Source organism: Streptomyces sp. NPDC059452 (genome assembly GCF_042750035.1).
GTDB lineage: Bacteria > Actinomycetota > Actinomycetes > Streptomycetales > Streptomycetaceae > Streptomyces.
Genome location: NZ_JBHYVE010000008.1, coordinates 98,254 through 111,591, shown reverse-complemented (window position 1 = coordinate 111,591; position 13,338 = coordinate 98,254). Strand labels below are relative to the sequence as shown.

General features: G+C 71.6%; 14 protein-coding genes. 3 read left to right on the top strand and 11 right to left on the bottom strand.

Annotated features, from left to right (window positions below; translation table 11 throughout):
* Positions 1 to 55: 55 nt before the first annotated feature.
* Positions 56 to 1,027, top strand: a complete 972-nt coding sequence (locus ACFW9Z_RS13755) for a CAP domain-containing protein (RefSeq protein WP_384639125.1) — start codon at positions 56 to 58, stop codon at positions 1,025 to 1,027.
* Positions 1,028 to 1,031: 4 nt separating this feature from the next.
* On the opposite strand, the gene mutM is transcribed toward ACFW9Z_RS13755, so the two are convergent.
* The 9 genes from mutM to ACFW9Z_RS13710 all read right to left on the bottom strand — a co-directional run bounded on the left by mutM (position 1,032) and on the right by ACFW9Z_RS13710 (position 10,369).
* Complete coding sequence (gene mutM, locus ACFW9Z_RS13750; protein ID WP_384639122.1) at positions 1,032 to 1,892, bottom strand: bifunctional DNA-formamidopyrimidine glycosylase/DNA-(apurinic or apyrimidinic site) lyase; 861 nt, start codon at positions 1,890 to 1,892, stop codon at positions 1,032 to 1,034.
* A 157-nt stretch (positions 1,893 to 2,049) separates the two neighbouring features.
* Positions 2,050 to 2,874: a ribonuclease III gene (gene rnc / locus ACFW9Z_RS13745; protein ID WP_093694880.1), complete on the bottom strand. Its 825-nt coding sequence runs from the start codon at positions 2,872 to 2,874 to the stop codon at positions 2,050 to 2,052.
* Between the two features lie 19 nt (positions 2,875 to 2,893).
* Complete coding sequence (gene rpmF / locus ACFW9Z_RS13740; protein ID WP_003965982.1) at positions 2,894 to 3,067, bottom strand: 50S ribosomal protein L32; 174 nt, start codon at positions 3,065 to 3,067, stop codon at positions 2,894 to 2,896.
* Positions 3,068 to 3,069: 2 nt separating this feature from the next.
* On the bottom strand, positions 3,070 to 3,684 hold the full coding sequence (locus ACFW9Z_RS13735; protein ID WP_384639451.1) for a YceD family protein: 615 nt from the start codon (positions 3,682 to 3,684) through the stop codon (positions 3,070 to 3,072).
* A gap of 227 nt (positions 3,685 to 3,911) precedes the next feature.
* Positions 3,912 to 5,060, bottom strand: a complete 1,149-nt coding sequence (locus ACFW9Z_RS13730; protein ID WP_384639118.1) for an ATP synthase F0 subunit B — start codon at positions 5,058 to 5,060, stop codon at positions 3,912 to 3,914.
* Between the two features lie 99 nt (positions 5,061 to 5,159).
* On the bottom strand, positions 5,160 to 5,639 hold the full coding sequence (gene coaD / locus ACFW9Z_RS13725) for a pantetheine-phosphate adenylyltransferase (protein ID WP_384639448.1): 480 nt from the start codon (positions 5,637 to 5,639) through the stop codon (positions 5,160 to 5,162).
* 26 nt (positions 5,640 to 5,665) lie between these two features.
* Positions 5,666 to 6,250, bottom strand: coding sequence for a 16S rRNA (guanine(966)-N(2))-methyltransferase RsmD (gene rsmD / locus ACFW9Z_RS13720; RefSeq protein ID WP_384639116.1), 585 nt, complete (start codon positions 6,248 to 6,250; stop codon positions 5,666 to 5,668).
* A 132-nt stretch (positions 6,251 to 6,382) separates the two neighbouring features.
* On the bottom strand, positions 6,383 to 8,596 hold the full coding sequence (recG, locus tag ACFW9Z_RS13715; RefSeq protein WP_384639113.1) for an ATP-dependent DNA helicase RecG: 2,214 nt from the start codon (positions 8,594 to 8,596) through the stop codon (positions 6,383 to 6,385).
* 60 nt (positions 8,597 to 8,656) lie between these two features.
* The gene (locus ACFW9Z_RS13710; protein WP_384639110.1) at positions 8,657 to 10,369 is read right to left on the bottom strand and encodes a DAK2 domain-containing protein; all 1,713 of its coding nucleotides are present in this window, start codon (positions 10,367 to 10,369) and stop codon (positions 8,657 to 8,659) included.
* A 255-nt stretch (positions 10,370 to 10,624) separates the two neighbouring features.
* On the opposite strand from ACFW9Z_RS13710, the gene rpmB reads away from it, so the two are divergent.
* Positions 10,625 to 10,810: a 50S ribosomal protein L28 gene (gene rpmB / locus ACFW9Z_RS13705; RefSeq protein ID WP_019762972.1), complete on the top strand. Its 186-nt coding sequence runs from the start codon at positions 10,625 to 10,627 to the stop codon at positions 10,808 to 10,810.
* 118 nt (positions 10,811 to 10,928) lie between these two features.
* Here rpmB and thiD read toward each other — a convergent pair whose 3' ends face one another.
* Positions 10,929 to 11,738 carry a bifunctional hydroxymethylpyrimidine kinase/phosphomethylpyrimidine kinase gene (thiD, locus tag ACFW9Z_RS13700; RefSeq protein WP_384639107.1) on the bottom strand — a complete coding sequence of 270 codons (810 nt, stop codon included), beginning with the start codon at positions 11,736 to 11,738 and terminating at the stop codon, positions 10,929 to 10,931.
* 71 nt (positions 11,739 to 11,809) lie between these two features.
* Positions 11,810 to 12,781: a thiamine-phosphate kinase gene (locus ACFW9Z_RS13695; RefSeq protein WP_031124451.1), complete on the bottom strand. Its 972-nt coding sequence runs from the start codon at positions 12,779 to 12,781 to the stop codon at positions 11,810 to 11,812.
* A 249-nt stretch (positions 12,782 to 13,030) separates the two neighbouring features.
* On the opposite strand from ACFW9Z_RS13695, the gene ACFW9Z_RS13690 reads away from it, so the two are divergent.
* On the top strand, positions 13,031 to 13,264 hold the full coding sequence (locus tag ACFW9Z_RS13690; protein WP_311599110.1) for an Lrp/AsnC ligand binding domain-containing protein: 234 nt from the start codon (positions 13,031 to 13,033) through the stop codon (positions 13,262 to 13,264).
* The last annotated feature ends 74 nt before the right edge of the window (positions 13,265 to 13,338 follow it).

The following is a 13,338-nucleotide window of genomic DNA, read 5'->3' as shown; positions in this document are numbered from 1 at the left end:
ACCGGTATTCGGGTGACGTCGCTGCGACGTCCGGAGCATCAGGAAGGCACAGCGCATGGGACGCCACCGACGATCCGCCGCAGGCCCCGCCGCTGAGGAACCCGCGGCCGGAGCGGCCTCGCGCCACCGGGGAACGCGCCGGAAGAAGAAGTCCGCGGTGCCCGTGCGCACCGGACTCCTCGGCGCCTCGGCCGCGATGGCGGTCGGCGCGGTCGCGGTCGCCTCGGGACTACTCCCCGGCGGCGACACCTACACCACGGGCGGCAACACCGCCGCCGACCAGGTGCGCTCCGGCGGCGCCCCGAACCTGCTGACGCAGCAGGGCGGCTCCACCACCGCCCCGGCCGACCGCTCCTCCACCCCCGCCAGCCGGGGCAGCGAGCGCCCCGAGGCCCCGTCGAAGACGCCCTCGAAGACCCCGTCCAAGACACCGTCGAAGTCGCCCTCCACCAGCGCGTCGAAGACCCCGTCGAAGTCGGCCTCGCCCTCGGCGACCCCTTCCAAGAAGCCGGTCGCCACGCCGTCCAAGGCATCGAAGACGCCCACCACGGCCCCGGAGAAGAGCGCCGCCCCGCCGAGCAAGGCCCCGGCGCCGCCGACGACCTCCGCGGCCCCGCCGCCCGCCAAGAAGCCCGCCCCCTCGCCCTCCGACGCCTCGGCCCGCGCCGAAGTGCTGGCCCTGGTGAACCAGGAGCGCGCGAAGGTCGGCTGCTCCCCGCTGACCACCAGCGCCCCGCTGACCTCGCTCGCCCAGAACTTCAGCGAAGACATGGCGGCCCGCGGCTTCTTCGACCACACCGACCCGGACGGCGACACCCCCTGGGACCGTGCCGCCCAGGCCGGTGTGCAGGGGCTCGCCGCGGAGAACATCGCCCGCGGCCAGGCCGACGCCCAGGCCGTGATGACCGCCTGGATGAACAGCGACGGCCACCGCGCGAACATTCTCAACTGCGACTACAAGACGATCGGCATCGGTGTCCACGAGGGCTCCGGCGGCCCCTGGTGGACCCAGAACTTCGGCTTCTGACGCGTTACGAGGAGACGCGCGGCGGGCGCTGGCAGCGCGGGCAGAAGTAGCTGGAGCGGTTCATCCAGGCCCGGCGGCGCATCGGCGTCCCGCAGCGGCGGCACGGCTCGCCCTCCCTGCCGTACGCGTCGAGCGAGCGGTCGAAGTAGCCGGACTCGCCGTTCACGTTGACGTACAGGCTGTCGAAGCTGGTGCCGCCCTGGGCGAGGGCCGCGTTCATCACGTCCCGGGCGTGGCCGAGCAGCTCGGCCGACTTGGGGCGGGTCAGGGTCGCGGTCGGCCGGTCGTAGTGCAGCCTGGACCGCCAGAGCGCCTCGTCCGCGTAGATGTTGCCGACGCCGCTGATCAGCGACTGGTCCAGCAGCGCGCGCTTGACCGTCGTACGGCGCAGGCGCAGGGCCGTGTGGAACGCGGCGTCGTCGAAGAGCGGGTCGAGCGGGTCCCGGGCGATGTGCGCGATGGTGTCGGGCAGGCCGTCGGGGGTGGTGTCGTGGAGCGAGAGCCCGCCGAAGGTGCGCTGGTCGACGAAGCGCAGCTCGGTGCCGAGGGCGTCGTCGAACCGCATCCGGATCCGCAGGTGCTTCTCGTCGGGCGCGTCCGTGGGCTGCACCAGCAGTTGCCCGCTCATACCGAGGTGGCCGAGGAGGGACGAGGCGGCCTCGTCGATCGGCACCCAGAGGTACTTGCCGCGCCGCATCGCCGTACCGAACCGGACCCCGCGCAGCCGGGCCGCGAAGTCGGGGCCGCCCGCGAGGTGGCGGCGGACCGAGCGCGGGTGCAGGACCTCGACCTCGGTGACCGTACGGCCGCTGACCCAGCGCTCAAGACCCCGGCGTACGACTTCGACCTCGGGCAGCTCGGGCACGGTGCACCACTCCAGACAAGACGACGGTAGTACGGGAGCGGCGCGGGCCCCAAGGCCGGACGCCGGCTCCCCGGGACGTACGGGAAACCCCGCGCGGGCTCCCCGGGACAGGAAGAACCCCCCGGTGCGCATGGCACCGAGGGGTTCCCGTGCTGCTTCAGGCCGGAGCGGCGTCCGTGTCGGGCGACGGGTCGGCAGGGGTGTCGGCGGCCCCTCCGTCGGCAGCGGACTTCTCCGCGGCCTGCCGTGCCTCCGCGGCGGCGCTGATCTCGCGCCAGGCGGACTCCGCCGCCTGCTGCTCCGCTTCCTTCTTGCTACGGCCGGTGCCGGTGCCGTACGAGACACCACCGACGCGAGCAGCAGCAGTGAAGGTCTTCTCGTGGTCCGGGCCGGTCTCCGTGACGAGGTACTCGGGGACTCCGAGGCTCTCGCTCGCGGTGAGCTCCTGGAGACTGGTCTTCCAGTCCAGGCCGGCGCCGAGGTTGGAGGACCTGTCGATCAGCGGGTCGAAGAGCCGGTGGACCAGCTCCGAGGCCGCGCCGAGGCCCTGGTCGAGATAGACCGCGCCGATCACTGCTTCCAGTGTGTCGGCGAGGATGGAAGCCTTGTCCCGGCCACCTGTGCCCTCTTCACCGCGGCCGAGCCGGATGAAGGAGCCGAGTTCGAGGCCACGGCCCACTTCCGCAAGCGCACGCGAGTTGACCACCGCGGCCCGCAACTTGGCCAGCTGGCCTTCGGGCAGGTCGGGGTGGGTGCGGTACAGCGTGTCCGTGACCACCAGGCCGAGCACCGAATCCCCGAGGAATTCGAGCCGCTCGTTGGTGGGCAGACCGCCGTTCTCGTATGCGTACGAACGATGGGTCAGCGCACGCACCAGAAGGGCGGACTCAAGGTGATACCCGAGCCGCCCTTCCAGAAGCGTGTGGGACGAGGCTGTGTTGACGTTGTCTGCCTGCTTCTTGGCGCTGGACAACTCAGACATCGGGCCTCTCACCAGCCGCTCAGACCTCGAGGACCTGGCGCTTGTTGTAGGTGCCGCAGCTCGGGCACGCAATGTGCTGGAGCTTCGGCTCCTGGCAACGCTCGCACGAAACCAGGGTGGGGACCGCAGCCTTCCACTGCGACCGGCGGTGGCGCGTGTTGCTGCGCGACATCTTCCGCTTCGGAACAGCCACGGCTACTTCTCCTGCTTCTCGTCGACGCCCGGTTCGGCGCCGCCCATGTTGTCCTTCTCGCCGTCCTGAACGGTCTCGGCGAGTCCTTGCAGTGCCGCCCAACGAATGTCGACGGCGTCGTGGTGGTGGCCCGGGTTCTCGTCCAGCCTGATTCCGCATTCGGAACACAGACCGGCACAGGTCTCCTTGCACACCGGCTGCATGGGCAGTGCGAGCACTACCGCGTCACGCAGCACTGACTCGAGGTCGAACAAGCCGTCCTCAAGGAAGAACCTGTCCTCGTCGTCCTCGGCGTCGTCGGCCGGGTCCGCCGCACTGCTGCGGCCCCGGTCATCGGCGTCAGGGTACGAGAACATCTCCTGGAAATCCGCGTCGACCTCTACGGTCAGCGGCTCCAGACACCTTACGCACTCCCCCTCGGCGCTCGCACGGGCGGTACCTGTGACAAGCACCCCTTCCATGACCGATTCGAGTCGGAGGTCCAGCTCCAGGGGTGCGCCTTCCGGCACACCGATGACGCCGTCGATACCGAGAACCGGTGAACCGGGTGCGTCCACCGTGCGGGAGAGCCGCTTCATGGCACCAGGACGCCGACCCAGCTCGCGCGTATCGAACACGAGAGGGTTGCGGTGGTCAAGGCTGCCGTTCAGGGCTTTTCCTGCTTTCGAATCATGGGGGTCGTGCGGCAAAGGAAGGGGTCGTCTACGGTCCGGAGTCAAATCGTCCCGATTCGCAGACGAAACGGGCAGCCGAGATCGCGGACCTATGTGCGACCGAGGATTCAGGATACTGGACGGACCGCCCAGCACCCAATCGGCCCAGGGCCTCCCCCGGACCCCTGCGGTCAGCGGCCCTCTTCGTAGCGGCGCAGCTGCTCCAGGTCGATCATGCTGGTGTCGAAGAGACTGGTCTCGTCCAGCGCGCCCTGGTTCTGCTGGGCGGGTACCTGGGGCTGCTGCTGCCAGCCGTAGTCGGGCTGGGCCTGCGGCTGCGGCGGGTACTGGTTCGGGTCGTAGGCGGGCTGCTGGTAGGCCGCGTACGGGTCGGGCACCTGCTGGTAGCCGTACGGGTCCTGACCGGCCTGTGTGCCCTGCTGGTGCCCCTGCTGTTCCTGGTAGCCGTACGACGCCTGCGCGTACTCGGCCTGCCCGTACTCCGCCTGCGCGTAGCTCGGCTCGGCCTGCGGCGGCCGGCCCGGGTACTCCGGCGGCTGCTCCTGGTAGAGCGGCTGCTGGGGGGCCTGCTGCGGCTCCGGGGTGGCGAGCTCGGCGAGTCCGGCCAGGTAGTCGGCGTCGCTGGTGTGGCCCTGGGCGCCCGCCGCGTCCTGGGCGGCCATGTGGGCGCCCAGATCGTCGGTGGCGACCCGGCCGTGCAGCTTCTGCCGGCCGCGGCCGACCGCCTCCAGGGTCTTGGCGAGCACCGCCTCGAAGGCGCCGAACTTGGCGTCCACATAGGCGTCGGCCCGCTGCTTCAGCGTCTCCGGGTCGGCGCTGCGCTCGGGGGCCTCGGCGAAGTCGGGGTCCTGGTAGCCCTGGTCGTCCAGGCCCTGGCCCCGGCCGAGCAGCTTCTCGCGGCCCCGGTCCACGGAGCCGATGGTCTTGGTGAGGACGACCTCGAAGTTGGCGAGCTTGCTGTCGACGTAGTCGTCGGCCTCGGCCCGGACCTCCTCGGCCTCGCGGCGGGCCTCGGAGAGGATCCGGTCGGCCTCGCTCTGCGACCGGCGGGCGATCTCGGTGTCGGAGATCAGGGTCCCGCGCTGGGCATGGGCGGACTGGATGATCCGCTCGGCCTCCTGCCGGGCCTCCTCGACGAGCTGCTCCCGGCCGCCGATCAGCTCCTCGGCGTGGGCGAGCGAGCCGGGCAGGGCCTCGCGCACCTCTTCGAGCATGGCGAGCAGCTCGGCGCGGTTGACCACGCACGAGGCCGACATGGGCATGGAGCGGGCGTTCCCGACCGCTTCGACGATCTCGTCGAGCTTCTTCTGCACGTCCACCGTGTGCTCGCCACTCTCTGCTGCTCTGTTGGAGACGGACGGGACGACTGTAAGGCCAGTCGGCGGCCGCCCGACACCTGGTGACGGTCCGTCAGGGATTCAGCGCTTGCCCAGGCGCTCTATGAGCGCCTCGTGGACCGTGGGCGGCAGCAGGTGGGAGACGTCGCCGCCCCAGGTCGCGACCTCCTTGACCAGCGAGGACGACAGGAAGCTGTACGTCGGATTGGTCGGTACGAAGAGCGTCTCGACGCCCGAGAGGCCGTTGTTCATCTGGGCCATCTGGAGCTCGTAGTCGAAGTCGCTGACGGCCCGCAGGCCCTTCACGATCGCCGGGATCTCCCGCTGTTTGCAGAAGTCGACCAGCAGGCCGTGGAAGGACTCCACCTCGACGTTGCCGAAGTCGGCGGTGACCTCGCGGATCAGCTCGATCCGCTCGTCGACGGTGAACAGCCCCTTCTTGGACTGGTTGATCATCACCGCCACGTGCACCACGTCGTACAGCTTCGAGGCTCGTCCGATGATGTCGAGATGTCCGTTGGTGATGGGGTCGAAAGACCCCGGACAGACGGCGCGGCGCACTGTGATTCCCTCGCTCTCCGGTCCGGTCATCGTGCGTCTTCGCACGTAGCGGCGGCGCGACCGTACCAAAGCGTTCCCTCGCCGTAGCGACGGGCCCGCAGTGGCTCGAATCCGGCGGGCCAGCCGAATTCTCCGCCCCGGGTGCTGCGTTCCACCGTGACGAGCGCATCGGCTGTGAGCCACCCCTGGGCACGGAGTGTGAGCAGGATCTCGCGAAGATCGTCGTCCGTGACGGCGTACGGCGGGTCCAGGAAGACGACGTCGTACGGGTCCGAGGGCGCCGGTCCTGTCACGATCTGCTCGGCTTTGCCCGTACGGACTTCGGCGCCGGGCAGGCCGAGGGTGCGGACGTTGTCCCGGACGGTGCGCACCGCCTTCTGGTCCGCCTCGACGAGCAGGGCGTGGACCGCGCCCCGGGAGAGCGCTTCGAGGCCGACGGCGCCGGATCCGGCGTACAGGTCGGCGACACGGATGCCTTCGAGGGTGCCGAGCAGCGCCTCCCAGGTGGAGAACAGGCCCTCCCGCGCACGGTCGGAGGTGGGGCGGGTGCCGGTGCCGGGCGGTACGGCCAGGCGGCGTCCGCCGGCCGATCCGGCGATCACGCGGGTCATGGGTGTCGGGTCCTCGGGGTCGGGGGCGTGTGCGGGGGCTCGCGGCGGGCGCGTGCCGTCGTCACGTCGACGGGTACGGGCTGTGCGTCCACGATATGGCGTGCGGCCCGGACCAGCAGGACGGCCCCGGGGTCACCCCTTGTCCAGATACTCCTCCCGGTCCTTGTCGAGCAGCGCGGCCAGGACCGTGCGCAGCTCCGGCAGGTGCTCCAGCTCCGGGTCGGCGGCGACGACGGCGACGGCCTCCTCGCGGGCGGCGGCGATCACCTCCTCGTCGTCGATGACGGTGAGCATCCGCAGCGAGGAGCGCACCCCGGACTGGGCCTGGCCCAGCACATCGCCCTCGCGGCGCTGCTCCAGGTCGATCCGGGAGAGCTCGAAGCCGTCCAGGGTGGCGGCGACGGCGGAGAGGCGGGCGCGGGCGGGGCTCGCCTCGTGGGCCTCGCTGACCAGCAGGCAGAGCCCGGGGGCCGAGCCACGGCCGACGCGGCCGCGGAGCTGGTGGAGCTGGGAGACGCCGAACCGGTCGGCGTCCATGATCACCATGGCGGTGGCGTTGGGGACGTTGACCCCGACCTCGATGACGGTGGTGGCGACCAGGACGTGGACGTCCCCGGCGGCGAACCGGCGCATCACGTCGTCCTTCTCGTCGGGGTGCATCCGCCCGTGCAGCACCTCGACGCCCAGCCCGGCCAGCGCGCCCCTGCGGAGCTCGTCCGCGATCTCCAGCACGGCGAGCGGCGGGCGCTTCTCGGGGTCCTCCTCGGCCGCCTTCTTCTTGGTCTTGCCCTTCTTCCCCTCGGCCTCCTCCGCGTCGTCACCGATGCGGGGGCAGACCACATACGCCTGGTGGCCGTTCTCCACCTCCTCTCGGACACGCTCCCAGGCGCGGGCGAGGAAGTGCGGCTTGTCCTTGGCGGGGACGACATGGCTGGCGATCGGGGAGCGGCCCGCCGGGAGCTGGTCCAGGACGGAGGTCTCCAGGTCGCCGAAGACGGTCATCGCGACCGTACGGGGAATGGGGGTGGCGGTCATGACGAGGAGGTGGGGCGGCTGCTTGCCCTTGGAACGGAGGGCGTCGCGCTGTTCGACGCCGAAGCGGTGCTGTTCGTCGACCACGACCAGGCCCAGGTCGTGGAACTGCACCTTGTCCTCGATCAGGGCGTGGGTGCCGATGACGATCCCGGCCTCCCCGGTGACCAGGTCGAGCAGGGCCTGCCGACGGGCCGCCATCCCCATGGAGCCGGTGAGCAGGACGACCTTGGTCCCCCGGTCCGAGCCGCCCAACATGCCACCCTCGGCCAGCTCCCCCATCATCTCGGTGATGGACCGGTGGTGCTGCTGGGCCAGGACCTCGGTGGGGGCGAGCATCGCGGCCTGGCCGCCCGCGTCGACGACGGCGAGCATGGCGCGCAGGGCCACCATCGTCTTGCCCGACCCCACCTCGCCCTGGAGGAGGCGATGCATCGGGTGTTCGGTGGCCAGGTCGTCGAAGATCTCCTTGCTGACCTTCTCCTGGCCCTCGGTGAGGGTGAACGGCAGCTTGGCGTCGAAGGCGTCCAGCAGGCCGTCGGCCACGGGGCGGCGGGCGACGGCGGGGAGCTGGGTGTCGGCGTACCGTCGGCGGGCCAGGGCGACCTGGAGGACGAACGCCTCGTCCCACTTGAGACGGGCCTTGGCGTCCTCCACGTCGGCCTTGGTCTGCGGGCGGTGCACCTTCAGCAGGGCCTCGGGCAGCGGGGTAAAGCCGCGCCCCTCGCGCAGGGAGGCGGGCAGCGGGTCCACCGCGTCCCGTGCGCTGGGCAGGACGGCGTCCACGGCCTTGGCGATCCGCCAGGAGTCGAGCTGCTTGCAGGCGGGGTAGATCGGCAGCAGCCGTCCGGCGAAGGCGTCCACGGCCTCGGTCGCCTCGTCGGCGTCGGAGGCGTCGAGCAGCTGGTACGTGGGGTGGGCAAGCTGCATCTTGCGGTTGAAGACGGAGACCTTGCCCGCGAACATCGCCTGCCGGCCCGGCAGCAGCTCCTTGTGGGGCTTGTGGACGCCGTGGCCGAAGAAGACCAGCTGGAGGCGGCCGCTGCCGTCGGTCAGGGTGACCTCAAGGCGCTTGCCCCGGCCGTTGTTGAACGTCAGGACGCGGGCGTCGGCGACCTGGGCGACGACCGTGACGTGCTCGTCCAGCGGGAGGTCGGCCAGCGCGGTCAGCTTGCCGCGCTCCTCGTACCGCCGCGGGTAGTGGTGCAGCAGATCACCGACCGTGTGCAGGTCGAGGTGTTCGGCCATCACCTTCGCGGTGGCTCCGCCGAGCAGCTTCTTGAGAGGTTCATCGAACGAGGACACGCGATCCATTGCACACCACGGCACTGACAACCGTCCGCCGGGCGCGGCTGTGGCTCGGTCGTGGTGCGGTTACTCGACGCCGATCAGCAGCGGTGCGCGCTGGTGTCCGCCCCGGTAGACGACCGTGTCCACGGCGAGATGGCCCTCGCGTACGTGCTCCTCCAGCGCGTCGGCCAGCGCGTCCGGGACGTCCTCGCCGAGGACGAGGGTGACCAGTTCACCGCCGGCCGCGAGCATCCGGTCCAGCACCGTGCGGGCGGTGCCCTGGACGTCGGCGCCGATCACGGCCACGTCCCCGTCGATCAGGCCGAGGATGTCCCCGGCCTGGCAGATGCCCGCCATGGTCCAGGACTGGTGCTCGGCGACGGCCAGTTCGGCGTAGCGGGTGGCACCGGCGGCGGCGGTCATGGCGACCACGTCCTCGTCGAAGCCCCGGTCCGGCTCGTGCACGGCGAGGGCGGCGATGCCCTGGACTGCGGCCCGGGTGGGGACGAGGGCGACCCTGACCCCCTCGGTCCTGGCCTGTTCGGCGGCGGCGGCCGCCGTGTGGCGCAGGGCCGCGTCGTTGGGCAGCAGCACCACCTCGCGGGCGTGGGCCCGGCGGATGGCGTCGACCAGTTCGCCGCTGGCGGGCGGTTCGCCGGGGCGGGCGATCACGGTGGTGGCGCCGGCCTCGGTGCAGAGCCCGGCCAGTCCGTCGCCGGGGACCACGACGACGACGGCGCGCTGGGCCGGTTCGGCCTGGACACGGACGTCGTGACCGCTCTCGGTGGCGAAGTGGGTGATCCGGATGCGGTACGGGCGTCCGGCCTCGACGCCCGCCTCCACGGCGGCCCCGGCGTCGTCGACGTGTACGTGGACGTGCCAGAGGCCGTCGCCGCCGACCACGACCAGGGAGTCGCCGAGGGCGTCGAGCCGGGTGCGCAGCCGGGCCACCTGCTCGTCGCGGGCCTCCAGGAGGTAGATCACCTCGAAGGCGGGCCCGCCGGTCCCGTCCTCGGGGCAGTCGAGCGGGCCGTCACCCACGGGAACCCCGTCGGGCACCCCCTCACCCACGGGAACACCCCCCACCGGCAGCCCCACCACCGACCCCCCGTCCACAGGAGCCGCCGCCTTCCCGGAACCGGTGCGAGGCCCCCGTACCGGAGCCTGCCCGGTCACCGCCTCCACCAGCGCGCCCAGGACCGCCACCAGCCCCCGTCCCCCGGCGTCCACGACCCCGGCCCGGCCGAGGACGGCGAGCTGCTCCGGGGTCCTCGCCAGGGCGGCGCGCGCGCCCTCGTACGCGGCGCGCACCACGGCGCCCAGCTCCGGCTCCCCGCCCTGCGCGGCTTCGGCGGCCGAGGTGGCGACGGTGAGCACGGTGCCCTCCACCGGGTGGGCGACGGCCTGCCGGGCGGCCGATGCGGCCCGGGTCAGGGCGAGGCGCAGACGGGCCGCGTCACCGCCGTCGGCCAGCACCCCGGCCATCCCGCGCAGCAGCTGGGCCAGGATCGTGCCGGAGTTCCCGCGCGCACCGATGAGGGCGCCGTGCGCCATGGCGCGTACGGCGTCGGCGGTGGCGGGCGTCGTGGTGCCGGTCTCATGGGCGGCGAACACCGCTTCGACGGCGGCCGCGGCGGACTCGACGGTCAGATAGAGGTTGGTGCCGGTGTCCCCGTCGGCGATGGGGTAGACGTTGATCGCGTCGATCTCCGCGCGCTCCCGGCCCAGGGCCTCCAGGGCCAGTGAGCACCAGGTGCGCACCGCGACGGCGTCCAGATCGTCGGGGAACTGCGGCACCGATGGTCCTCCTTGAAGCGGCCGTGGCAACGGGCTGCACCGCAGGTTAGCCCGGTTGCGGGGGTTCCGGTCGGGACAGGGGGCGGGAGGGCGGTGGGCCAACCCGTGGTAGTTTCGTATCTCCGAAGCAGGCGTTGTATGCTGCTTCGGTTGCCCGATGAGAGTCGGGCCATTCCTCCGGTACCGCCACTTCATTCAATGATTCCGGCGCGCCGGAATTCACTGTAAGTGCATCTGAAGTCTTTGGAGTGACCCGTGGCTGCCAACTGCGACGTCTGCGGCAAGGGGCCGGGCTTCGGCAACAGCATTTCGCACTCGCACCGCCGTACGTCCCGTCGCTGGAATCCCAACATCCAGCGCGTGCGTGCCGTGGTCGGTCGAACGCCGAAGCGGCTCAACGTCTGCACCTCGTGCATCAAGGCCGGCAAGGTCGCGCGCTGACGTATCCGTCGTAGCGCAGCCTTCCGGTTGCCCGAAAAGCCGGTCCACCTCGGTGGACCGGCTTTTTGCTGTGCTCATCCGGTCTGTGCTCAGCCGTTCTGTGCACATCCGGCTGTGATCACTCGGCCGAGCGGGTCCGCCAGCCGTGGTCGACCGGGCCGATGCCGCCGCCGAGGGCGAATCCGGCCCGGATGGCGCCGGTGACGTACGCCTTCGCGCCCGCCACCGCCGTGGGAACGTCCTGACCGAGCGCGAGCCCAGAGGCGACGGCGGAGGCGAGGGTGCAGCCGGTGCCGTGGGTGTGCCGGTTGTCGTACCGGGGGGCGCGCAGCCAGTGCTCCGCGCTCCCGTCGGTGAGCAGGTCCACCGCCTCACCGGGCAGGTGGCCGCCCTTGATCAGCGCCCAGCGCGGCCCGAACGCCAGGATCTCCTCGGCGGCCCGGCGCATTCCGTCCTCGTCGGTGACCTGTACGCCCGTGAGCTGGGCCACTTCGTCGAGGTTCGGGGTGGCCACGGTGGCGACGGGCAGCAGCTTCGTCCGTACGGAGTCGAGCGCCTCGGCGGCGAGCAGCGCGTCCCCGTGCTTGGAGACCCCGACCGGGTCGACGACGACGGGGGCGTCCGTCCCGGCGAGGAGTTCGGCAACGGTCTCCACCAGCGCGGCCGAGGCGAGCATCCCGGTCTTCACCGCCTGGACGCCGATGTCGTCGACGACGCTGCGGTACTGGGCGCGTACGGCGTCCACCGGGAGCTCCCAGGCGCCCTGGACGCCGAGGGAGTTCTGCGCGGTGACGGCGGTGAGCACGCTCATGCCGTGCACACCGAGGGCGAGCATGGTCTTCAGGTCGGCCTGGATCCCCGCACCGCCGCCGGAGTCGGATCCGGCGACGGTGAGCACGCGGGGCGGTACAGCGGTACGTATGGGCATGCGCAGCAATCTAGTACGCGCACGCGCGAGCTACGGGTTCACGCGTGAGCCCTGTGCTCCCCCGCAACGCCCTAGTAGGTGTCCTCGATCGCCCCGAAGTGGTCCCAGCCGCCCTTGCTGGTCCAGGGCGCCCCGTCCACGGTGACCTGGGGCAGCGCGGAGGGGTTGAGGACCTCGCCGATCACCTTCCAGCGGGCGGGGAGCTTCGCGTCCGGCGGGAAGGTGGCCACGATCGCGTGGTCCTCTCCCCCGGTCAGCACCCACTGGAGCGGGTCGACGCCGACGGCCTGGCCGATGTCGGACATCTGCGAGGGGATGTCGATGAGGCCGGAGCGCAGGTCGATGCGGACCTTGCTGGCCTCGGCGATGTGCCCGAGGTCCGCGACGAGCCCGTCGCTGACGTCGGTCATGGCGGTGGCGCCGAGTCCGGCGGCGGCGGGGCCCGCGTGGTACGGCGGTTCGGGGCGGCGGTGGGCCTCGACGAAGGCACGGGGCGAGCGGAAGCCCCGGGAGAGCACGGCGTATCCGGCGGCGGACCAGCCGAGCCAGCCGGTGACGGCGACGACATCGCCGGGGCGCGCGCCGGAGCGGGTGACCGGCTCGTGGTTGCGCAGGTCGCCGAGGGCGGTGATGGCGACGGTGATGGTGTCGCCGCCGACCACATCGCCGCCGACCACGGCCGCGCCCGCCACCTGGCACTCGTCGCGCAGCCCGTCCATCAGCTCGGCGGCCCAGGTGACCGGGAGGTCGGCGGGGACGACGAGGCCGAGGAGCAGGGCGGTGGGCACGGCCCCCATGGCGGCGATGTCGGCGAGGTTCTGGGCCGCGGCCTTGCGGCCGACGTCGTACGCCGTCGACCAGTCGCGGCGGAAGTGCCGCCCTTCCAGCAGGATGTCCGTACTGGCCACGACCCTGCGGTCGGGAGCGGCCACGACCGCGGCGTCGTCGCCGGGCCCCAGCCGTACCGCCGGAGTGGTGGTGAGCCGGGACGTGAGCTCTCTGATGAGCCCGAACTCCCCCAACTCGCCCACGGTTCCCTTCACCGAGTCTCACCTCTCATTTATCGCCCCGGACACCCGTCCGGGCCCCCGGTCGCGAGCCGTCACTGCTGTCGGTACCGTCAGGAGAGCTGTCGGCACCGGCGCTACCGTCGAGGGACACGTCAACTTCCGCACTCCGCACGCCACGCTGTGGACGTCACACGGCCCGTAGGTCTCCCCGTCGCCCTCGGCAACGCGATAACGTGGCGTCCCTTTCCCCCACATGATCCTCGTGGCCGCCCTGGAGGTTCCGTGGTACAGGCGTACATCCTCATTCAGACCGAGGTGGGCAAGGCGTCGATCGTCGCCGAGACCATCTCCAGGATTCCGGGAGTCATCCAGGCAGAGGACGTCACCGGTCCGTACGACGTGATCGTGCGGGCCCAGGCCGATACCGTCGACGCACTGGGCCGCATGGTGGTCGCCAAAGTGCAGCAGGTGGACGGCATCACCCGCACCCTGACCTGTCCGGTCGTCCACCTCTGACCCCCGTCCGGCGCCGCGCGTGCGACGCGCGGCCCTCGACCACGGTCTCCGCCCCGGCACCGTGGTCCTCCGCA